The sequence below is a fragment of the Rhizobium sp. Rhizsp42 genome (genome assembly GCF_047304155.1).
Taxonomy (GTDB): domain Bacteria; phylum Pseudomonadota; class Alphaproteobacteria; order Rhizobiales; family Rhizobiaceae; genus Rhizobium.
In genome coordinates this window covers 32482-53887 of sequence record NZ_JBGLYS010000027.1, presented here as the reverse complement: position 1 = coordinate 53887, position 21406 = coordinate 32482, and the positions used below count along the sequence as shown (strand labels likewise).

Annotated in this window: 16 protein-coding genes; 11 read left to right on the top strand and 5 right to left on the bottom strand. The window is 58.4% G+C overall.

The features are described 5' to 3' along the window. Window positions 1–248 precede the first annotated feature (248 nt). Together ACCD05_RS22555 and ACCD05_RS22550 are read right to left on the bottom strand one after the other, a co-directional pair. On the bottom strand, window positions 249–1400 hold the full coding sequence (locus ACCD05_RS22555) for an RHE_PE00001 family protein (protein WP_413395448.1): 1152 nt from the start codon (window positions 1398–1400) through the stop codon (window positions 249–251). Between the two features lie 230 nt (window positions 1401–1630). After that, window positions 1631–2524 (bottom strand): LysR family transcriptional regulator, encoded by an 894-nt coding sequence (locus ACCD05_RS22550; RefSeq protein ID WP_413395446.1) that lies wholly within the window; start codon window positions 2522–2524, stop codon window positions 1631–1633. Between the two features lie 79 nt (window positions 2525–2603). Here ACCD05_RS22550 and ACCD05_RS22545 point away from each other — a divergent pair, with 79 nt between their 5' ends. Both ACCD05_RS22545 and ACCD05_RS22540 read left to right on the top strand, forming a co-directional pair. Then, window positions 2604–2945 carry a helix-turn-helix domain-containing protein gene (locus ACCD05_RS22545; RefSeq protein WP_112982076.1) on the top strand — a complete coding sequence of 114 codons (342 nt, stop codon included), beginning with the start codon at window positions 2604–2606 and terminating at the stop codon, window positions 2943–2945. Between the two features lie 356 nt (window positions 2946–3301). Beyond that, a complete protein-coding gene (locus ACCD05_RS22540) occupies window positions 3302–4219 on the top strand; it encodes a recombinase family protein (protein WP_112982075.1) in 918 nt (305 codons plus the stop codon). A gap of 4643 nt (window positions 4220–8862) precedes the next feature. On the opposite strand, the gene repC is transcribed toward ACCD05_RS22540, so the two are convergent. The 3 genes from repC to repA all read right to left on the bottom strand — a co-directional run bounded on the left by repC (window position 8863) and on the right by repA (window position 12465). After that, entirely contained in the window at window positions 8863–10086 is a 1224-nt protein-coding gene (repC, locus tag ACCD05_RS22535) for a plasmid replication protein RepC (protein ID WP_413395445.1), read from the bottom strand. A gap of 154 nt (window positions 10087–10240) precedes the next feature. Then, on the bottom strand, window positions 10241–11233 hold the full coding sequence (gene repB, locus ACCD05_RS22530; RefSeq protein ID WP_413395443.1) for a plasmid partitioning protein RepB: 993 nt from the start codon (window positions 11231–11233) through the stop codon (window positions 10241–10243). Then, on the bottom strand, window positions 11230–12465 hold the full coding sequence (repA, locus tag ACCD05_RS22525) for a plasmid partitioning protein RepA (protein WP_313760384.1): 1236 nt from the start codon (window positions 12463–12465) through the stop codon (window positions 11230–11232). Before repA ends, repB begins: the two co-directional genes overlap by 4 nt. Before the next feature lie 700 nt (window positions 12466–13165). Here repA and trbB point away from each other — a divergent pair. From trbB to trbH, 9 genes are all read left to right on the top strand, one after another. Next, window positions 13166–14137 (top strand): P-type conjugative transfer ATPase TrbB, encoded by a 972-nt coding sequence (gene trbB / locus ACCD05_RS22520; RefSeq protein WP_111564287.1) that lies wholly within the window; start codon window positions 13166–13168, stop codon window positions 14135–14137. Then, entirely contained in the window at window positions 14127–14507 is a 381-nt protein-coding gene (locus ACCD05_RS22515; protein ID WP_283193594.1) for a TrbC/VirB2 family protein, read from the top strand. The genes trbB and ACCD05_RS22515 overlap by 11 nt, the downstream gene beginning before the upstream one ends. Further along, window positions 14500–14799 carry a conjugal transfer protein TrbD gene (locus ACCD05_RS22510; protein ID WP_111564285.1) on the top strand — a complete coding sequence of 100 codons (300 nt, stop codon included), beginning with the start codon at window positions 14500–14502 and terminating at the stop codon, window positions 14797–14799. Before ACCD05_RS22515 ends, ACCD05_RS22510 begins: the two co-directional genes overlap by 8 nt. 10 nt (window positions 14800–14809) lie before the next feature. Next, on the top strand, window positions 14810–17245 hold the full coding sequence (locus tag ACCD05_RS22505) for a conjugal transfer protein TrbE (RefSeq protein WP_113176648.1): 2436 nt from the start codon (window positions 14810–14812) through the stop codon (window positions 17243–17245). Then, window positions 17238–18047, top strand: coding sequence for a P-type conjugative transfer protein TrbJ (gene trbJ, locus ACCD05_RS22500; RefSeq protein WP_113176649.1), 810 nt, complete (start codon window positions 17238–17240; stop codon window positions 18045–18047). The genes ACCD05_RS22505 and trbJ overlap by 8 nt, the downstream gene beginning before the upstream one ends. Window positions 18048–18241: 194 nt before the next feature. Continuing rightward, a complete protein-coding gene (gene trbL, locus ACCD05_RS22495) occupies window positions 18242–19423 on the top strand; it encodes a P-type conjugative transfer protein TrbL (protein ID WP_413395509.1) in 1182 nt (393 codons plus the stop codon). Between the two features lie 21 nt (window positions 19424–19444). After that, a complete protein-coding gene (locus ACCD05_RS22490) occupies window positions 19445–20107 on the top strand; it encodes a conjugal transfer protein TrbF (protein ID WP_112949656.1) in 663 nt (220 codons plus the stop codon). A 14-nt stretch (window positions 20108–20121) separates the two neighbouring features. Next, complete coding sequence (trbG, locus tag ACCD05_RS22485) at window positions 20122–20952, top strand: P-type conjugative transfer protein TrbG (RefSeq protein ID WP_113176651.1); 831 nt, start codon at window positions 20122–20124, stop codon at window positions 20950–20952. Window positions 20953–20955: 3 nt separating this feature from the next. After that, a complete protein-coding gene (trbH, locus tag ACCD05_RS22480) occupies window positions 20956–21402 on the top strand; it encodes a conjugal transfer protein TrbH (RefSeq protein ID WP_112949658.1) in 447 nt (148 codons plus the stop codon). Window positions 21403–21406 lie beyond the last annotated feature (4 nt).

Sequence of the window (21406 nt, the reverse complement as noted above, 5' to 3'; positions counted from 1 at the left end):
TCTGGCGTCATTGCTGTGCCGGCAGGGGATTTGTTGTCAACTACCCCGGCAATTTCCCCCGCGGTATCGCCTCAAAGCAGCCCCTTGAAACGCAAAATCTTCATTGTGCACGGGCACGATGAGGGGGCTCGGGAAACTGTCGCGCGCTTTCTAGAAAAGCTGGAATTCGAAGTGATTAAGCGATTAAACCAGCTGGCAGGATGCGCAAAGCGGAGTGAATTCCCTGGTCGTAGTAACCGCCGGAGAGTCTACATCACCCCCCACGCCCGAAACCTCCCCCTGCCGGTCATCTCGCGCAGCCCGAGCTCCATCACGATCCGCCGCGCCGCCTGCTGCGTGACGCCTAGCGTCTCGGCCACCATACCAGCCGAGACCAATGGCTTCGCCATCACCAACTCGACCAGCTCCGGCAGTTTCGAAGACGTTCGTCTCCCCGACACCTTCCGCTCCATCATCTTGCACGCCAGCGCCAGCCGGTCGTGCTCCTTCAGCCCGATCTCGGCGCCCGCCAAAAATCCCTGGGCGATCGCCAGCAGCCGTGTGTCGCGATTGCGATGCCGCCGCCGATCGACCGGTACGATTTTCAGGCCGACATTGACCGCCACCAGGTGGCCGCCGGTTGAGATACCAGCCTGGCGCAGCAGCGCCGCGGCCAACAGCCGGCCGAGCCACGGCGCGTGCTGCGACACGGATAGCTCGTTCCAGGCATCAAGGGCGACGATCGCCGCCAGCACCGGCGGCAGGTCGCGCGCCTGCCGCACGACGTCGCGCCATTCGTCAAGCCGCGCATCCTCGTCCCAGTCGAGATCGTAGACCAGCGCCTTGCTGTCCGCGCCGCGGTGGCTTGCCACGTGGCTCGGGCGCTTTGCCTCCTCAATCGCCGCACTTGAGCGAGCGAGGATCGCGTCAATGTCGGCGAAGACGCTGGCGTCCGCGTCGGACGCGCTCGCATCAACGTCGTCACGCTCCCCCTCCCCTCCCCCGGGCAGTTCGCCGTCAATCTCATCACTCCCACGCCGGCCATCGTCTCCCAATGATGGTCCGGGCCACGCCCGGCGGAGGGTGCGCAGGCCGTCGGGGCTGAGAGCCCAGGCCGGCGGCTGGCTGGCGATGCGGCGGCGGCTGCGCAAGACGTCGCGGGCGATGGTGAGTTCGTGGGTCGGGGCGCGGACGTCGACGCCGGCGTCGTGGAGGACGAGGTCCTCGAGATGCACGAGTTCGCCGTCGAGCCACAGCGAGGCGCAGGCGTCGGCAAAATTCTGTCGCTCGAGGAGGCCGCCGCCGATGGTGGAGCAGGCGATACGCTCGTCGAGCCGGCACAACGCGGCTGTCGCCTCGGTGACGGGCTTCAGCAGGCTCTGGATGGGCAGATTGGCGAGATGGTAACGCATTGAATTCATGGTAAATCATTCGTTAAACGAATGCTAGATCATAATTCCTGTTCGTCACTGCGTATAATTGGGAGTTGGGTTTTTAACTAACGATAATGATCGGTTATCGATGTCCGTTCCACCGCTTAATCAATCAAGGCCGCGCAGCAAGGCCCTACAACGCACCGATTCTCGACTTCCAGAATCGCTCTTCATGCACCTATGGTCAACCCTTTGGGTATTTTCACGACCCCTCAACCCTAACGTTCCCCGCGCCGCACCATCGACTTCGCGATCTCGACAATATCGTCTCGCGACGCCGTCGGATCCTCCTTCGACCAGGCAATGCCAAGCCCGATCTTGAAGTCGATCCCCCTCACCTTCTTGAGCACGAAGCTGCGGTTCGGGATGTCGGTCGTCCACTCCGGTGCAAAGCCGATGCCAAGACCGGCGGAGACGAGAGAGACCAGCGAATAGGTGTCGTCGCAGCTGTAGGCGACGTTCTTCGTCAGATCGTATTCCTCGAACTTCCCGTTGAAATACCGTTCGGTGTAGGAGAGGTTCTGCCGATTGAAGGCAATGATCTTCTGATCGCGGAGGTCCTCGATCGAGATCTCGTTCAGTGAAGCCAGAGGATTGCTCTCGGCGACCGCCAGAAGATAGCGTTCATGGGCAACGGAGAAGAAGCGCAGCGATCCGATGTTCTCGACCGGCCTGATGAAGCCGAGGTTCAATTGTCCGGTCTCCAGCCCGCGTATAATGTCTCCGGTGTTGCCTGAAGCAATGTGAATGCGGACATCCGGAAACTTTCGGGCGATCTTGCCAAGAAACAGGGGCAACATGCCCATGGTGGCTGGATAGACGGTACCGATCTTGATCTGGCGGATGCGACTGCCGCCTGCGGCCCGTGTCAGCTCGGTCGTCAGTTCCATCTCGCTAAGGATGCGGACAGCACGATCGTAGAAGGTCTCCCCTGCCCTCGTCAGCTCGACCCGCCGTGTGGAGCGGATGAACAGAGGACAGCCGAGCTCCCTCTCCAACGCCATGACATGATTGCTGAGCGCTGGCTGGGCGATGTTCATCTTGATCGCGGCACGACCGAAGTGGAGCTCCTCGGCAACGGCTCGGAAAAGGGATAGTTGGCGGAGTTCCATCCAAACACCACATATCGTGCTTACTATAAAGCACGAATTGTACATGGACCCGTGCCGCCTGTCATGAACAAATTGTGGTATGGCTGACTTTGCAACGAATCTTCGTAAACGAGCTGAACAACTTGGTTTCTCAAACGCTGAAGTCGCCAGGCGTGCTGGGCTCAGCGAACGGCGATACGGCAATTATGTGAGCGGTGCGCGGGAACCCGACCTGAACACGCTAGTGCGCATTGCGCAAACGCTGGGTACTTCAATTGATAGTCTGCTTGGTCTAGACGACGTTAGCCTTAACAAGACATCAGAAGAGGTTTTCCAAGAGCGCATACAAGCGGCACTTCGAGCACTCAGGGAAGAGCAGCTCGCGTCGCTGGTCGTGATGATTGAAGCTTTGGCCACAGACCGGACACGTCAATCATCTTAGGTTTTCGTCTAACGCAGCGATCGTCGATCGAAGTCGGTAGATACCTCTGTCCCGCCGAATTCGGTCGATCTCCCGTGCCTAGATGTTTCCGCACCAATGATTGGTGCTCTCAGCGCGGTTGGCGTTTAGGTCCAAGTCATATGCGCGAAGCTGGCTTCCAGCGATCAATTTTTTCCGCCATAAAGCGCCGCCAGAAGGAAACGCCGGCCCAAGACGGTGAACCATCCGCCCACGCATAAGAATCGCGCTGTGTGAACCGCAGTTGCGACTATAATACACGCTTGTAAAGGTAGTGTTTCTAATACAATTTAAATCTGTACAATCTACTGCAAGCTCGAAGATCGGGACCATCATCGATGGCGCAAGAAACAGCAGACAATCGCAAGACCCCTACCCGTCTCGTAGGTTACGCACGTCTCTCGTCCGCCGGTGATCAAGCTAAAGATCGGCAGGCCGAGGACCTCCGGGCGGCCGGTTGTGACCGCATCTATCAGGAGCACGGATCCGACGCGTCCCAAGCGAGACCGGTTTTGGTCCGCCTACTTGCAGATCTGAACGCTGGAGATGTTTTGGTGGTCACTCGCTTGGATCGAGTCGCGCGCTCTGCTAATGACCTCCTGGCGCTACTTGAAAAACTCAGAGATCGAAATATCGGCTTCCGCTCTCTCGGTGACCCCGTTGACACGACTGGGCCGTTGTGGGCCTTCTCCATCGAGTTTCTTCGCGCGATCGTAGACCTTGAAAAGGCGCAAAGCGCCGAGCGCGCGAGAGAAAGTATCAAGGCAGCAAAAGCTCAAGGACGACTTCCTGGCAACCCCGGCCTTCGGGAAAGGCACCCGGAAGCGATTGAAGCTGCGTCCAAGGCACGCGAGAAGCTTTACATCGATGGTCTCAAAGCTTCGTCGGAAACCTGGCTTCCAGTCGTTAGGCAACTGCGCCCAAAGCACAGCTGGGATAACGTCGTCGACGTTCTCAACCGACGCGGCCAAGATTGGACGGTAGAGCGCCTTCGTCGAGCGGTAAACCGTCTGGTGCGCGAGCAGCTTGCAGGAAAAGAACTCCTTGACCGCTCCCCTCGCCGCGCTCCCGAAGACCATCTCATGAAGAAGGTAGCGGCGATCACGATCGCTGATCCGAGCTTGTCGCTTCGCGACATTGCGAGTGAGCTTGAGAAGATGGGAGAGCGACCTGCTCGTGGCGGGAAGAAATTCCAGCCCTCATCTGTCCGAGATCTGCTAGACCAAGCCCATAGATTTGGTCTCATCCGCCGTTAGGATAAGGGTTTCCGCAACCTGTGCCTACCTCATTCGTCCGACAGCACGGTTAAACGAGGGTCTCTACTCTCGATCCTCGCTCGTGTTTTTGAGCGCTGGATCGTCCACAAGCGAAGCGAAGAACTAACCGCCTTTTAGACCTGGTTGAGATAATCCATCTTCGAGCTCCCTCGGCCGACATCTTGTGAAGTTCGTCACCCCAGGGCGCCTACGCAGGGCCGACAGCTTTTTGGAAATGGTCATTACCGGCAGTTGGCGACCCCACCCGAGTACTGTCACCCAATGCTGACAGAGAACTCTTCTACGCGCTGCCCCTGACAAGCGACCGTACCGATCGGACTCCAGCGCTACCGACCGAGCCGAGACGTCAGGCCGAAATGCGCACAGCTTGGGTTGGGACAAACCCAGGTCGCCAGGTCCTGCCGGGTGAGAAGCGAAAGCCTCGCAACGCTGTCGAGCCGTTCTTCGAATGATCCCCGCCGGAACTCCTACGAGTGTGGATACCAATCGCCACACGCAGCAAACGCCGACCAATGAGCGCCACTGGCGAGCCTCGCCCTCCAAGGGTCATAGCATGGCTTAGGGCACACTGCTCCCGATCAAGCACTGATCGGCACCAAGGCATCGCGACTCGGCACTCGTGTCCAGCACCAAGCTTTCAAACCATGCTCACAATCAAACGCTGCAGATTGCAAGACGTGGATACCGTCCAGTTTTACTGCGGGGACACGGCACCGATCGCCCTCTTCTATGCTGTCGCGTTCACAACGAAAGCGGGCGGTTTCGCGTGTAGCTTCATTCGTTGCATTGTCGAAGGACATAAGTTTCGGTTGGCGTAGTCCATCATCAGAACTACTCGCACGTTCAGCGGATATCATCGCCGCCCAAGGCGAAGCCCATACGCCACCTAAGGGGCTTCCTACAAACACCCCGCTTTGCCCAAGGAAAGTGCCGCACGCACCATCGCCAACGTCAGCAGTGAGGCGCACCTCATCACCCTTCGGCACCGCTATTTATCGACCTAGGATCTCTCGCCGGTCACTTCGCACCAAGCCAAATACTCAGCGAGCGCTTTATCATCTGGCCGCATTCCCTCGGCCAAGCGCACCGGATGTCGTTCAGCCAGACTCCGAAGTCATCGTTCATGGGATGGTCCCACTTCACGCGAACTCACCTTTCGCATCCTTGATCGCTTGCCTTGCGATGATGTTTACGGCCTCCCTGCATCGCCTCGAAGCCAGTCTGATGCTACACCAGAACGGCAGAGACTTGGGAGGGGCAACCCCAGAGACCAGCGGCTTGGTGCGCAATGATCATCTGTGCAGGAGTAGAAAGCAGCGTCAGGGGCCATGCAAAACTGGGGCCGGCGGCGTCAAACAGAACGGGGCCCGAGAGATAGCAGCGGGCGACAGGTTCTCCACGGTCTTTGCGGAGAAGTGAGCAACACCTGACACCCGCTAAGTTTCCCCGTACCGGTCCAGCCGTTTGCAGCTGTCCCATGCACTTGCAGTAACGATCGAGTAGCCGAAAGCGTCTGCCGGATAACGGCAAGCAAACGAGGGAGCGATCGTGCAGGAGGTGTTTGTTGATCGGCGGGCGCCGCTCAATACAGCGACACTTCCCTGCATTATGTAGAGTTAAACTGGCCAAAATCGGTGTGGGCCGCGGCCCACGGTCCTAACCAATTGAATTTTCGATGAATTCTCAAATGGCGAAATGACGGAAAATCACAAAATATCTCCATGGGCCGCGGCCCACGATCTCAACTTATTGAAATGACGTCATTTTCTGAAATCGCTCGAAAATTGACGACGCCGCGTCCTGTGCTACAGCCGCGCCGCCGCCATTGAAGTCCGTGGAAAGCACCCAACCGAACAAGTATCTCCCGTTCTCCCACCGAACACCTAGGGCGTCAGCGTTCGCGTCACATGCGTGCCCCAACAAGCGAGCGGTGAGGGGAGGGGACGCCGAGCTGGGCACAGAGCAAACAGCGACAAGCGTCTTTTATATGAAATCGCTGACGTCGCTAAGTCCAGCAACGATCGGACAAATTACTATCGCCAGCCACCACCGAAAACATTCGTCGCTGCGGCACGTCGCGCGCGACCTGCGCGCTTAAGCATCGCGCGGAAGGCCGTATCTTGCCAGAAGAACGATCCGTGACCGGGAATGCGATAACAGGGTGTTTGGCTGAGGTCAGTCGATCTCACAGCCTTCCACTCATACTGAAAGTGTCGCATGAACGTCGACGTCGTCATCAAAAACCCGGGAATGATCTTTTTATTGAATCCCACGGCGGAGGCTAACGGGAGATGATCATGGAAGCAGGGCGGACGAGAAGCACAATCATCTGGGCTGCGGCCGGACTTATTGGACTGGGGCACGCCCCGCTCTTGGCGAACTGCTTGTCGATTGTTCAAAACGACAACTGGCCAGCTATTGCACGCGCGATCTCCAATGTCCGTCTCTGCGAACAGCTGCCGGTTGGACCTAACAAGACAAGGGGCTTCGATGTAGCCTCTGCTGAGGTCTGTCCGCAGTCGGGCGGGCTGACAACCGTGCGGGCGGAGGCCTATCTGACATGCGAGGCTGACGACAATTCGCTGTTCCAGGTCGATGCCGTGGAGGGGAGAGTAAGCGTTGACGTTACCTTTGAGCCGTCAACTTGCAGGATCACCGACGCTCACCTCAATATCGATGATGGTCTCGGAGGCCTCCTATCTGGTCTAACCGATACCGACGCCCTCGCGCGTAGCTGGGCGCAGTCACAGGCCACGCGGTTATGCCGATTGCAGTGAGTGGAGGGGACGAGAGGCGAGGGGCGCTCTCGGAACCCCAACATGCTCGAATGCCATTTCTGCTAGACTGTGAAAGTGTCTAAGCTCGCTCTTGTCCAAGATACCGGGGAAACGCCTCAGTTCGCCCCTCGATGACGAACGGCATTTGGAATTAGCGGGACGAAGTGTAGACTGACCATGTTGCGACACACAACGCCGGGCCTCGTATCGCGGCCCCGCCACCCAGCACCTGATAGGACGTTTTCAAGAGTTTGGAACGAGCATTGATGTTCCATGAGCGCAAGCCACTCATTCCATTCGGCACTTCCCAACTGGCTAAGCTGCCTCTTGCTCAACCAAACCGTCCTATTGCGATTGAAAATCCTGCCCGAGGTAAACTCGATGTGTCTATCCCAAGCGCGCCGCAGATGAATCATAAGAAACACCGCGCGGCATCTTCCCACCGAAGTCGCAGCTACTGCCTGGGCCGCTTGATTGAGGATCGCTGGTTATCTTCATTCCTTTAAGCTACCAACGTCACTGCCATTTGAAGTTTTCGCAACGATCATCCAGCAATGGCGGCTCCTCTTTACGATTCTCGCCTCAATATCGGCAAAGTATTGCAATTGCTCGCACGGCAAGCGAGCCAGGAAAAGAGCGTTAAAAGTCCTGGAAGCTTTGAGAAGCAGACCGGTCTTACGACTCCGATCCTGAACAGCCGTATCATCACAGGGACTATGTCGCCTTCATGCGAAGGTCACTTTATGCGATCCCTTCTCACTGGTCGGGGGCCCCAAGTCGAGTGAAAGGACTAGCGAAACGTCGGCCTCACCACGGGAATCCGTTTCTCGCTTCACCTGAAGTACCTCAATCGTCATCGGGCTTATCGATGAATGCCTCGGCCCGAAATATGGCCCTCCCGCCGCGAAAACGACCGATCTCACCAATATCTGCTCGAGGTTGAATCCGATTGAGCGCAAAACGCAGCTCTCCCTGGAACTGGGTCCCAAAGCAAAGCCTCGTACCCGATGCGAGACAGGCGTGTTTCGGCCAACGTTTGCCACCCAGCATATACAAGGGCCACACGCGCCATCCCGAGAACTTCTTCGAGATCGTTATGTCGTTTTGCGGTGATGCCAGGCAAAGCTGCCTCGGAGGCCGTCCCGCCGAAGGCAATAATCAAAACCATTGCGACGGTTGTGCCAACACAATTCGCGGGATCAGTCATGCAAATGGTCGCGAGGAAAGCGATGGCAGCCAGAGCACCCACGACATTGGCTCCGCAAACACAATTCCTTTTCTCCGGACTTTTCTCATTTTTTCAAAGGCTTAGCGACACTAGCTTAGTACGACGGAACTCTGACTTTGAAGAACTCGGCCTGGCAGTTGGCCGCAGGTTTTGCCGCTCATGTGACATGATGATCCCGCGTGGACGACCTGGGGCGCGACCAATGAAACTCCGACGCTCGTATCCCCGCTCGACAGCGACCGCCAAAAAGTCTGATGAGTGTCACCAGGCTCTTCCAAGGGCGCATTTCGAACCATATGCGGCACGCGGAGCTCCTCCCTTGCGAAAGAATACCCTAGCCTGCGCCGCCTTGATCTCTTTCATCCTCGGTAATGTTTGCCGCCAATGACCGCTTCCCATTCCTGCTTACCGCAATGACAACAGCTATCAGAGGCTTCAACCGCCTTGGTCTTTCCGAAGGGATTCTTCCTACAAGACCGCGCAGCGCCTCCACACGTACCGTGGAGTAAAGCACTATGCGTCCCACTCGAACGTGAACCAGATAAATCCCAGGGCCTGCCGGGCTATCAATCTCCGCGACCATGTGTCTTGCTGTCGTAAAGCCTCTTCGCTCGAACTCAAACCCTCCGCTCGGGATCGGCATTCGCCTTCAAGAGAGCCATGAGCATTGGACCAAGAGAAAACGCACCTCTCTGTGCTCGGCCGGTCAAATCTCTCAGGTATCCACCAGGCGAATTGATCATGTTGGCTCGCTCGAACATGCAAGCGACTGACACCGCTGCGTTTTCTTGCCCCATGACATCACAAGCTTGTTGATATGCCGAAGGCGTGATCCCCAACATCGATCGGACGACCACGCCGGCGGACATGAAGTCACGCCACGACGTGATGCTCCCGCCAGGCCCGTAGTCGACAATCTGCGGGCATGCTCTCAACACCGTACCCAGCGCGAAAACCTTGAGAGGTTCACGTGATTGTTTCTTCGCCCGAGTATCTTCCGCCGATTTCGCTTCCAGCTCCTTTTCATAGCTTTGTTCAAATTCATTAGGAGATTCGGGATTCGAATTATGTATGTGCCGCTCAATATGAGCATCATTGGTGCCCGAAAAAACCGATTTATCAAGCTTTTCCAATCGATTGAGGACCTCTGTCCGCAAGGCGAGCATTTCATCCAGGGCGCTGGTAACGTCTTTGAGCGATGCAACGCGCGGCAGACGTCCAACGATGGCTGCATAGGCTGCTTCCATGGCACGCCAATCACCGCCCTCGACATCTTCCTCGATGGCGGCGGTAATCAGCTTTCGAACATCGCGTCTGCAGATCGTGAGGTCTTCTTTCGCTTTACGCAATGTGGTGCGTGCCGCGATCACCTCCTGGGCCATGGCGGCAAGTTCTTCCGCTCGTGCAAGAAGGGGTGCGAGATCAAAGCCAAAGGCGCGTTCAACGTCGCCGGCACCGTCCTTGCGTGCATACCGCTTGCCGTTGGCACTGTCCTTGCGCACGATCAAACCCGCCTCGACCAAGAGGGCAAGGTGACGTCGCAACGTCGAACCGGGCATGCCATTGGCTCTAAGGGAGAGCTGGAGGTTGGAAGGATAGACAACCAACTGGCCATCCTGGCGCAGTTCATTTTCAGGATAAAAGCTCAACAGAGCGTCGAGCACCGCGAGGCTGTTCGATTGAAGGCCCAGCTGCTCCATGGCGGCAGAGGCGTCCCGCTTAACTTTCCACTTGTCACAGGTCTTACCCGCCTTCAGCTCGGCAACCGATTGTTGCCGCCTGATCAAGGCAAGCGTCATCGGCCGCCGCCCAAACGGCGTCGCCACACTTTCCGTATGCATCGTCCTTCACCTTTCTTCAGGCAAAAGCAATTCGCTCATCAAAACGATGCCAAAGACTCTTGACGATGAATCCCGGAAATGCGATTCTACTGGTGCTTAGACAGATAGGGGCTTCCAGGACGGCGACGTTTTGGGGGCTCTTTTCTTTTGCGGGTTACGCTTCCTTTTTTGGCTGCTGTTTTGTGCGGTATTCGGCGTAGATCGAGGGCAACTGCTCCAATACGAAGGCGGCAAAGTCAGGCATTGCCTTCCTGTCAATTGTCAGTTCCACCTTGGTCTTGTTCTGTTTGACTTGAGCAAGCCGTTGCCCGTCAGGCCCTGAAAGCACGTCTGGAGCACCGCGTGTGATTCGACGCGGCTTCAGATGGGCAATCACGCTTTTGAAGCGATCCGGCGACGACAGGCTCGTGAGCGTTTGTGCATAGCGTGTTGCATCTTCCGGTGAAGACGCTTTCTCAAGGAGCTCGGTCAATTCGATCCAGCTGCGGCGCCCGACGCCGGGTGCCCGACCAATAGCGTCGATCAGATCCGCTGGCAGCGCATCGACGATGTTGAACATCCGCGTCAGATCGCTCTTATCGACAGACATCGCCGCCGTGATCACGTCACGGGCGAATCGTTCCTTGAGACGCGCCGCGAAGCGGGCTTTCTCGATGAACGTCAGGTCCTCACGCTCGTTGTTTTCCTGGCCCTGAGCAATGACCAGCTGTTCGTCGCTCAGTTCTCGAACGATCGCCTTGACCTGAAGGCCGAGCTCAGTGAGTGCCCGCAAACGTCGGTGGCCGAAAGCGACCTGATAGCGACCCGATTGTTCAGGATGAGGGCGAACGAGGATTGGAACCTGTTGGCCTTGCTCTCGTATGGATGCGACGAGACCATCAAGGTCCCCCTCCATTCGATCCTGCACGAAGGAAGGTTCGATGGTGGAAGCGTCGAGCTCGATGACAACCTGGCCTTCAGCCAGCTTCCGCTCGATTTCGTTCGCACGGCGACTGCGATCGTTGAGGTCGCCGAGCGACTTGCTGATCGCGGCCAGTGGCTTTGATCTCTGCGCGTCGAGGTGTGGTCGCGACGGCGGCGGCGGAGCAGCTTGCTGCCCGTCCTTGGCTTCATTGTGAAGCATCGGGAGGAGGTTTTTCCGGCTCATGATCTACCCCATGTCGCTCTGATCAATGATTCGATCTCGGCGTTGACGTTGTTCATCGATTCCAGTGCCCGGTCGTACGTGGATCGGGTGAACTGGGCGCGTTCCACCTCGAATAGTGTCTGGTTGGTGATGCCTGCATCGGATACGGCCGTGCTCTTCAGCATCGGATTGACCAACACGTTTTCGCCGAACATCGAGCGAAGGAAGGCAACCATCTGGTTCTGCGGGCCGTCGGTCGGCTCGAACCGGGTAATCAGATAACGCATCCAGTTGTTGCGATCCTCGGCGCCAGCTTCGGCGATTTCATCCAAGAGCGCGCTTGTCATGGCGAGGAATTGATTCATGGACATGACGTCGAGCATCTGCGGATGGATGGTGATCAGTACCGACGTCGCGGCCGTGAGTGCCGACAGCGTAAGAAAGCCCAACTGCGGAGGGCAGTCGATCACAACGACGTCATAGGCGTCCTCGACGTCCTTGATTGCAGCCTGTAGACGGGCAAAAAACAGGATATCGTCGGGTTTGCGTTGCAGCAAGGCCTTCGGAGTATCGTGTTCGAACTCCATCAGTTCCAGATTGCCTGGGATGACATGAAGATCAGGAATATAGGTTCCGCGAATGATTTCCTGGATAGGGCGGCGTTCCTCGTCGTAGCGGATCGCGCCATAGACGGTTTCGTTTTCACCGACGTCGAGCTCCGGCTGATTGCCGAACAGGGCTGACAAACTGGCCTGCGGGTCGAGATCTATCGCAAGAACGCGGTAACCGCGTAGTGCCAGATACTGAGCGAGATGGGCCGCGGTCGTTGTCTTTCCCGAGCCTCCCTTGAAATTCATTACCGAGATGACCTGCAGGTCCTCACCTTCGCGGCGATGCGGCAGGTAACGGCCGTTCGAACGGGCCGGCTTGTCGAGATGGGCGCGCATGGCGGCGATGTCCTGTACCGAGTACATGCGCCTGCCACCGGCGAGCGCCGGACTGAAGTCGCGCTCCGAGCCGCCGGACGCTTTCTTTTCCAATTCGACCGCACTTGTGCGAAGGTAACCTTCGGCCACTCCGAGCAGCTTTGCTGCTTCGGACGGAGAAAACGACCGGATGGTCTTGCGCGCATGCGGCGTGAAGATATTCGACTGGTGCTCTTGAAGCTTGGCCGAAAGAGACGCCGAATGACTCGCGATCTTCGATCGGAGTGGTGAAGAGCGGCTGTCGCCATTGTTTGGGGTCTTGGTCATCATTTCGTCCATCAGGGCACGTATGCGGAAAACGCCCGAAAAACGTGAAAAATACGCATCTGAGGAGTGCATCGATTCTCTGACCCTTGCAAGCCTTTTAAAGTTAACGAAATCTTGCTCCACCCATGGATTGCACAGCTTTCCATAGCGAGTAGCAACATTTCCTCGAGAATTCAGTCCTTTATCGCGATCTCGGCGCTTTCCGTGCACACACTGCGAAGTCACCGTCGAGAGACCGAAGCAGCTCCATTCTGCAAAGCGGCTACAAAATAATGGGCCAGCCAAACTCCTGCTTCGTGCGAATCGTCTGCTCGCCGCATTGGCAAACAAGCTCGGCGGCGTGATTTATGTCTATGGCCGATGTCTCGACGCGCTCAATCCCCCGCGAGCCGCGGGATCGGCGACTTGCCCGCTCAACTGATGCCCATCAATCTCCGCACGATGTGTTCCTCGCCTTGCGGATCGGGCTTTTTCTGTCTGCTTCAGATCGAACAGGCCACCCTGAATATTCTCCGGCCGGATGGCGGAGACCACATACATTCACATGACATCCCAGGCTCGCCGCCGCCTACCCACAGATCTGCGAGTAGACGCTCGCGGCGTTGGCGAGCTACCAACCAGTCACCGCCAATCCAGAACGACCTCATTGCGGTGGATGGTGGACAGCCCGCAACTAGAAACCTGCGACGGGATTACCTCCATGACCGACAGCAGCCGTCATTCAATGTTACGCCTGATCAGCAAGCTCGAACATGCCCTCGGCCCGGACCTTTGTCGTGTGATCGACGAGCCCGACGTCATCGAGGTCATGCTGAACCCCGACGGCAAGCTATTCATCGAGCGTCAGGACGGGTCGATCAATACACTCGGCGACATGGTGGTTTCGGCGGCCGAAACGGTGATTGGCTGCGTGGCGCATGTCCTCGGCGTGGAGATCGGTACGAGTAGGCCAATCATCTCCGGCGAATTGCCAATCGGAGGCCATCGTTTCGAGGGATTGCTGCCTCCCGTCGTTACGGCACCGATTTTCTCGATCCGAAGACGAGCATCGCGTCTGGTTACCCTCGATGAGTACGTAAGATCGCGCAACATCACCCCGTGGCAAGCGGATATTATCCGCGAGGCGGTCGCGCGGAGAGCGAACATCGTCGTCGCGGGCGGTACCGGATCGGGAAAGACAACGCTTGCAAACGCCATACTCGCCGAGACGGTCGCCTGCTCACCCAAAGATCGCCTGATCATTCTCGAAGACACCGCCGAGATCCGCTGCGCGGGCGACAACGTCGTTAGCCTGCATACCAGTGAGACCGTGGACATGTCGCGGCTCCTGAAGAGCACGATGCGGCTTCGTCCCGACCGCATCATCGTTGGCGAAGTGCGCGATGGCGCGGCGCTGACCCTTCTGAAAGCCTGGAACACCGGCCATCCAGGCGGCATCGCCACCGTGCACGCAAACTCGGCCCGCATGGCGCTGCGGCGCCTTGAGCAACTGGCCGCGGAAGCAAGCCCGCAACCGATGCAGGCGGTCATCGGTGACGCGGTTGATCTCATCATCGCCATCCAGCGAACACCGACAGGGCGACGGGTCAGCGAAATTCTGAGCGTCGCCGGTTTCAGCGATGGGCACTATCACATCGAGGCTCGCGAAAATGAGACCCGTCATGCTGCTTAGATCAAGGCTTTGTATCCTCGCGGCAGTTTTGTTTGTGGCATCGCCCGCTTTCGCAAGCTCAGGCGGGTCGCTTCCTTGGGAAGGGCCGCTGGAGCAAATCCAACAGTCCATCACCGGACCAGTCGCCGGCTATATCGCGCTCGCCGCGGTCGCGATCGCCGGCGGTATGCTGATCTTCGGCGGAGAGCTCAACGATTTCGCGCGGCGATTGGTGTATGTGGTGCTGGTCGCGGGGATCCTGCTTGGCGCGACGACGATCGTCGGTCTCTTCGGCTCGACCGGTGCTTCGATCGGCGGCTCTTTCGTCGCCGACCAGACCGCGGTCCCAAGCACAAATCGCGTCGGGGGAGGGGAGGGGCGTCATGGCTGACACTGGCGCCGGGCTTCATCGTAACCGGATCCATCGCGCCTTGTCCCGGCCGAACCTCTTGATGGGAGCGGACCGAGAGCTTGTGCTTCTGACCGGGCTCGCGGCGGTCATCCTCATCTTCGTTGTTCTGACCCTCTATTCGGCCATGTTCGGCGTCGCGATCTGGATCGTGGTGGTTGGCGCGCTCCGCATAATGGCGAAATCCGATCCCATGATGCGCAAAGTTTACGCCCGCCACATGCGCTATCGGGCGCATTACCTTCCGACCTCGGCGCCCTGGCGCCGTTACTGAGGACCTCGCGATGGTCGCTTTACGTACATTTCGATCGACAGGTCCATCATTCGCGGATCTCGTTCCCTATGCCGGCCTTGTCGACAACGGCGTCCTTCTGCTGAAGGACGGAAGCCTGATGGCAGGCTGGTATTTTGCCGGTCCGGATTCTGAAAGCGCCAGTGCTTTCGAGCGCAACGAGCTTTCCCGTCAGATCAACGCGATCCTCTCGCGCCTCGGTACAGGCTGGATGATCCAGGTCGAGGCCGTGCGTGTGCCAACGACGGAATACCCGTCCGCGGAGCGCAGCTATTTCCCCGATACTGTCACGTCGCTGATCGATGACGAACGTCGGCGGCATTTTGGACAAGAACGCGGGCATTTCGAAAGCAGGCACGCACTCATCCTGACGTATCGGCCGCCAGAACGACGCCGGTCGGGCCTGACTCGCTATATCTACTCAGATACCGAAAGCCGCTCCGCGAAATATGCCGATACCGCTCTCGATGCGTTTCGGCGCTCAATCCGTGAGATTGAGCAATATCTCGGCAATGTTCTCTCGGTGCAGCGCATGCAGACGCGAGAGGTTCCCGAACGCGAAGGTAGTCGCGTCGCGCGCTACGACGAGCTCTTCCAGTTCATTCGATTTGCCATCACCGGCGAGAACCATCCCGTGCGCCTGCCAGAAATTCCCATGTACCTGGACTGGCTGGCGACGGCAGAGCTCGAACACGGACTGACGCCACGGGTCGAAGGTCGATTTCTCGGCGTGATCGCGATCGACGGGCTTCCCGCCGAGAGTTGGCCGGGGATCTTGAACAGCCTCAACCTCATGCCGCTGACGTATCGTTGGTCGTCGCGTTTCATCTTCCTCGACGCGGAGGAAGCCAAGCAGCGGCTCGAGCGGACCCGCAAGAAGTGGCAGCAGAAGGTGCGGCCATTTTTCGACCAGCTGTTCCAGACGCAATCCCGATCGATCGATCAGGATGCGATGGCGATGGTTGCCGAGACGGAGGATGCGATTGCCGAAGCCTCATCGCAATTGGTGGCTTACGGCTACTACACTCCTGTCATCATCCTCTTCGACGAAAGCCGGTCGGCGCTGCAAGAGAAGGCGGAGGCGGTCCGTCGCCTCATCCAAGCGGAAGGTTTCGGAGCCCGCATCGAGACGTTGAACGCGACCGATGCGTTTCTCGGCAGCCTGCCGGGCAACTGGTACTGCAACATCCGCGAACCGCTGATCAACACGCGCAATCTGGCGGATCTCGTTCCGCTGAACTCCGTTTGGTCCGGACAGCCGTCCGCGCCATGCCCGTTCTATCCACCCGATGCACCGCCGCTCATGCAGGTGGCATCCGGCTCGACGCCCTTTCGACTGAACCTGCACGTCGACGATGTTGGTCACACCTTGATTTTCGGTCCAACCGGGTCCGGCAAATCGACGCTTCTCGCGCTGATCGCCGCGCAATTCTGCCGATACGAGAAGGCGCAAGTCTTTGCCTTCGACAAGGGCAATTCAATGCTGCCGCTGACGCTCGGCGTTGGCGGTGACCACTATGAGATCGGTGGCGAAAGCGGGGAGGGGGCCAGTCTTTCCTTCTGCCCGTTGTCAGAGCTTTCGACCGACGCGGATCAGGCCTGGGCCTCCGAGTGGATCGAGACCCTCGTTTTGCTTCAAGGCGTGACGATCGCGCCAGACCACCGTAATGCGATCTCGAGGCAGATTGGATTGATGGCCTCGGCGCCTGGCCGCTCGCTGTCGGATTTCGTCAGTGGCGTCCAGATGCGCGAGATCAAGGATGCCCTCCATCATTACACGGTCGATGGCCCGATGGGCCAACTCCTCGATGCGGAAGAGGATGGCCTGACGCTCGGGCGCTTCCAGTGCTTCGAAATCGAGCAGCTGATGAGTATGGGCGAGCGCAATCTCGTTCCCGTCCTGACCTACCTTTTTCGACGGATCGAGAGGCGGCTCGACGGCTCGCCGAGCCTCATCGTTCTGGACGAGGCATGGCTGATGCTTGGCCATCCCGTGTTTCGCGACAAGATCAGGGAATGGCTCAAGGTGCTACGCAAGGCGAACTGCGCCGTCATCCTCGCGACGCAGTCCATCTCCGACGCTGAGCGCTCGGGCATCATCGACGTACTGAAGGAATCTTGCCCAACCAAGATCTGCCTTCCGAATGGCGCCGCCCGGGAAACCGGCACCCGCGAATTCTACGAGCGGATCGGCTTCAACGAGCGGCAGATTGAGATCGTCGCGAACGCCATCCCGAAACGCGAATACTACGTGACGTCGCCCGACGGCCGCAGGCTCTTCGACATGTCGCTGGGTCCGGTCACGCTTTCCTTTGTCGGCGCTTCTGGCAAGGCCGATCTGGCCCGCATCAGGGCGCTCTCATCGACCCACGGCCACGAATGGTCGGGTCAGTGGCTCATCGAAAGGGGGATCAACCGCAATGAGTGAAGCAATCCAGCTTTTGAAACTCGGTAAGTCGTTGATGACCGGGTTGGTCGCCGCCGGGCTGACCGCGACCCCCACTCTCTCCTACGCAGGAGGCGCGGTCACCGGCGCGACCGAGATGACGCAGATGCTCAACAATGGTGAGCTCATCCATCTTGTCGGTCAGTCGACCGAGCAGATCAACAATCAGATCAAGCAAATCACGCAGCTTGCCGAGCAGATCCAGAACCAGCTCAATATCTACCAGAACATGCTGCAGAATACGGCCCAGCTTCCGAACCACATTTGGGGCCAGGTCGAAGGCGATCTGAACCAGCTGCGCGATGTCGTCAATGAGGGCCAGGGCATCGCGTTCTCCATGGGTAATGCAGACGATCTTCTGAAGCAACGGTTCAAAAGCTACTCGGATTTGAAGACGAACCTGCCGAACGCCGAGAGCTTTTCGTCTACCTATCAGACGTGGTCGAATACGAACCGCGACACGATTTCCAGCACGCTCAAGGCTGCAAGCCTCACCGCCGATCAGTTCGACAGTGAGGAGGATACGATGGGTCAGCTGCGATCAATGTCGCAATCGGCGGACGGCCAGATGAAGGCACTCCAGGTCGGCCACCAGATTGCCGCTCAGCAGGTTGCCCAAATGCAGAAACTCCGCGGCATTGTCTCTCAGCAGACTACGATGATGGGGACCTGGCTGCAGAGCGAACAGACGGACAAGGACCTCGCACAGGCGCGTCGGGAGAAGTTCTTCAATGCCGACGTCCAATCCGTTCCCTCCGGACAGAAAATGGAGCCTCGCTGGTGACCCGCCCCGTATTGATCCCCTTCGTATTCAACGCGATCGCGGTAATTGCCGCGATCACCACAGTCGTTTTGATGCGGGGAGAGTGCGCCGCAAGTCCGCCGGTGAGTGACGAACGGCAAGCGCCCCATGAGACGTCATTCGCCTTGGGAGGAGACGCCGTCACCAATCGAAAAGGGTCGGGAAATTTGACCGAGATGGTGAAGCGCGGTGGCGGAAGCACAATCCTGGCTACCGGTATCGCCTTCATCGCTCTGGCGGCGCCGGCCTTCGCTCAACACGGTCAAGTCCTGACGGAGTTGGAAAACCAGGTCTCGACGGCCGCCAAGGGGTGGGAAACCACCGTCATGGATGCGGCGAAATCGCTGTTCTGGATCCTCGCGGGCATCGAGGTCGGGATTGCAGCCGTGTGGCTTGCGATCCAGGCAGCATCGCTGGAAGGTTGGTTTGCGGAGCTCGTCCGTCGCATCATGTTCATCGGCTTCTTCGCCTTTGCACTCACACAGGGTCCCACCTTCGCCAAGGCGGTCGTCGATAGCCTTTTCCAGATCGGCGCCGGTGGCGGTTCTGCATCTCCGGCCGAAGTCTTCGACGCAGGCATTCGGGTTGCCTCTCAGATATCCGAACAGGCGAAGTTCGGCGTCTTTGAGGACAATGCCCTGGCAATCGCCGCCGTGCTTGCCATGGGCATCGTCGTCATCTGCTTCTCACTGGTGGCGGCAATCTTCGTCTCTGTCATGGTCGAGATGTATGTTGGCTTGCTGGCAGGCATGATCATGCTCGGGCTTGGCGGCTCGTCCTTCACGAAAGACTTTGCGATCCGCTATCTCGTCTACGCTTTTGGAGTGGGGATGAAGCTGATGGCCTTGGTCATGATCGCCAAGATCGGATCCAACGTCTTGCTTGGCCTCGCCCAGGCGCCTACTGCCGAAAGCGACCAATTCATCACCACGCTCGCAATCGCCGGCATCTCCGTCGTCGTCTTCATCATCGCGATGTATGTCCCGAACATCATCAAGGGCGTCGTGCAGGGGGCTTCGATCTCCGGCGGCATGGAGACAATCCGCCACGGCGGACAGACAGCCTCCTTCGCAGCGGGTGGCGCGTTTCTCGGCGCCGGTGCGGTTGGCGCAGGCTTTGCGGCCGCGCAGGCAGCGCGCGCCGGCGGATCCTCGGCCGCTGGCTCGGTGCTCAAAGGCATGGGCGCGAGTTTTAGCTCTGGCGCCATGGCTGCCGGATCCGCTGCCAAGGAAAAGGCGATCGGATCGCCGGGTGCCTATGCTGGCTCGCTTCTTGGCTTGGCCAACGCGAAACTCGATCAGGCAAGGGGCAATCCCACCGCTCCGCCACCTCCGCCGGAAAGACCAGACAAACCATAGTTCACGGACAGGATTACACACATGGCAGGGCATCCCGCACCTGAGAACCCGTATCTTGCCGCAAGGCAAGAATGGTCAGAACGTTACGGCTCCTACGTCAAGGCGGCTTCAGCCTGGCGGGCCGTTGGCATCTTGAGCTTGGGAATGGCCGTTATCGGCTTTGGCTACGCGCTTTATCTCAGCACCCAGGTCAAGCTTGTTCCTTATATCGTCGAGGTCGACAAGCTCGGGAACACGGTTTCCGGCGGCTTCCCGCAGCAGATCGAATATGCCGATACGCGGGTCGTTCGCGCGACCCTTGGGAACTTCGTGACCAGCTTCCGTTCGATCACGCCGGATGCGGTGGTCCAGAAGCAATATATCGACCGCACCTATGCCCTGCTTAGAACCAGTGACGCTTCGACGCAAAAGGTCAACGCCTGGTTTCGCGGCAACTCGCCGTTTGAAAAGGCGGTCAACGCGACGGTGGCGATCGAGGTGAACAACATCGTCGCGCTATCGAACCAGACCTATCAGATCGACTGGACCGAGTACGAGCGCGATCGGAAAGGCAAGGAGGTCGCAACCCGGCGCTTCCGAGGGATCGCCACCGTCTCTATCACCTCACCACAAGACGAAGCAACAATCCGGCTCAATCCGATCGGCGTCTATGTGACCGATTTCGACTGGACCGCGCAACTTTGAAGGCAGGATCTGCAATGAGGATCAAACATAAACGCGTCGCGCTTGCCTGCATGCTGGTGCTTGCCGTATCGCCCGAGGTCTCATCCACCGCGATCGCGCAAAGCTTGACGGGCAACGAGGCAAAGGGGACGAACCTCTCCGGCAAATGGCGAGGCCAGTCCGGATTGGTGACACGAGGGCCTGATGGTAAGGTGATTTTCCTCTTCGGTGAGACGCAGCCGTCTGTCGTCTGCTCACCCCTTCAGGTCTGCGATATTGAGCTGCAGGGCGGCGAAATCGTCCGCGACGTGCTGGTCGGCGATACCGTTCGGTGGAAAGTCGAACCGGCAACGTCTGGCGCCGCCGGTGGTCAGGCCATCCACCTGATTGTCAAGCCTGCAGAGCCGGGGCTTGTCACGTCCATGGTGGTGACCACTTCGCGCCGAACCTACCATATCCAGCTGAAGTCACATCCCATGCAATACATGGCCCGTGTCGGGTTCGAATATCCCGAGGATGCCGCCACGAAACTATCCGACATCAACGCCCGCCTCCAGGCCATGACTGGACCGGAGGGCGGTGTCGCCCCCGAACAGCTGGCCTTCTCCTATGCCCTGAGCGGAAGCGCTCCATGGCGCCCCAAGCGGGTCTATTCCGATGGGCAGAAGACCTACATTCAGTTTCCCCGCGCAATCTCAGGTCAGGACGCGCCGGTGCTGTTCGTCGTCTCGGGTGGCCAGAACCGTATCGTCAATTACCGGATGAAGAACGACATGATGATCGTCGACTACAATATCGACAAGGCGATCCTGATATCAGGGGTCGGCTGGAAACAGCAGAAGATCACGATCCGGCGGAGAGGGTGAACCATGTGGCTCCATCGCCTCATTCCGATTGTAATCGCGCTCGGCCTAACTGGATGCCAGACGGCTAGCGACGGGCTCTCCACAACTGTTGCACCCGCTGAAATCACCGGGCCTGCCGCTGGCGCTATCGCCGGCGACATGGCGGGTCGGTTCGCCGAGCAAGCCGGATCGACGACCACTCCCATCAAACTGCACAAGGACACGTCTGAATACTCCGTCGCGCTCGAGGCTGCTTTGGAGGGTTGGGGCTTTGCCATCGTCACCGATGACAAAAATTCAAGCGCGAAAGATGCAACCAAGCCGGTAGAGCTTGCCTACTCGATTGCTTCGGTAGACGGGCAGGTGCTCGCGCGTCTGTCGACGGACACCATGTCGCTCGGCCGGGCCTATTCAGTCAGTAATGGTGTTGCGACGCCGGCAAGCCCCCTTTCCCTCATGAAGCGAAACTGACAGG

Bases quoted from the DNA above. Each gene is read 5' to 3' on its own strand.
- ACCD05_RS22555 (WP_413395448.1), bottom strand. From the start codon at position 1,400: ATGAATTCAATGCGTTACCATCTCGCCAATCTGCCCATCCAGAGCCTG.
- ACCD05_RS22550 (WP_413395446.1), bottom strand. From the start codon at position 2,524: ATGGAACTCCGCCAACTATCCCTTTTCCGAGCCGTTGCCGAGGAGCTC.
- ACCD05_RS22545 (WP_112982076.1), top strand. From the start codon at position 2,604: ATGGCTGACTTTGCAACGAATCTTCGTAAACGAGCTGAACAACTTGGT.
- ACCD05_RS22540 (WP_112982075.1), top strand. From the start codon at position 3,302: ATGGCGCAAGAAACAGCAGACAATCGCAAGACCCCTACCCGTCTCGTA.
- repC (WP_413395445.1), bottom strand. From the start codon at position 10,086: ATGCATACGGAAAGTGTGGCGACGCCGTTTGGGCGGCGGCCGATGACG.
- repB (WP_413395443.1), bottom strand. From the start codon at position 11,233: ATGAGCCGGAAAAACCTCCTCCCGATGCTTCACAATGAAGCCAAGGAC.
- repA (WP_313760384.1), bottom strand. From the start codon at position 12,465: ATGACCAAGACCCCAAACAATGGCGACAGCCGCTCTTCACCACTCCGA.
- trbB (WP_111564287.1), top strand. From the start codon at position 13,166: ATGACCGACAGCAGCCGTCATTCAATGTTACGCCTGATCAGCAAGCTC.
- ACCD05_RS22515 (WP_283193594.1), top strand. From the start codon at position 14,127: ATGCTGCTTAGATCAAGGCTTTGTATCCTCGCGGCAGTTTTGTTTGTG.
- ACCD05_RS22510 (WP_111564285.1), top strand. From the start codon at position 14,500: ATGGCTGACACTGGCGCCGGGCTTCATCGTAACCGGATCCATCGCGCC.
- ACCD05_RS22505 (WP_113176648.1), top strand. From the start codon at position 14,810: ATGGTCGCTTTACGTACATTTCGATCGACAGGTCCATCATTCGCGGAT.
- trbJ (WP_113176649.1), top strand. From the start codon at position 17,238: ATGAGTGAAGCAATCCAGCTTTTGAAACTCGGTAAGTCGTTGATGACC.
- trbL (WP_413395509.1), top strand. From the start codon at position 18,242: ATGGTGAAGCGCGGTGGCGGAAGCACAATCCTGGCTACCGGTATCGCC.
- ACCD05_RS22490 (WP_112949656.1), top strand. From the start codon at position 19,445: ATGGCAGGGCATCCCGCACCTGAGAACCCGTATCTTGCCGCAAGGCAA.
- trbG (WP_113176651.1), top strand. From the start codon at position 20,122: ATGAGGATCAAACATAAACGCGTCGCGCTTGCCTGCATGCTGGTGCTT.
- trbH (WP_112949658.1), top strand. From the start codon at position 20,956: ATGTGGCTCCATCGCCTCATTCCGATTGTAATCGCGCTCGGCCTAACT.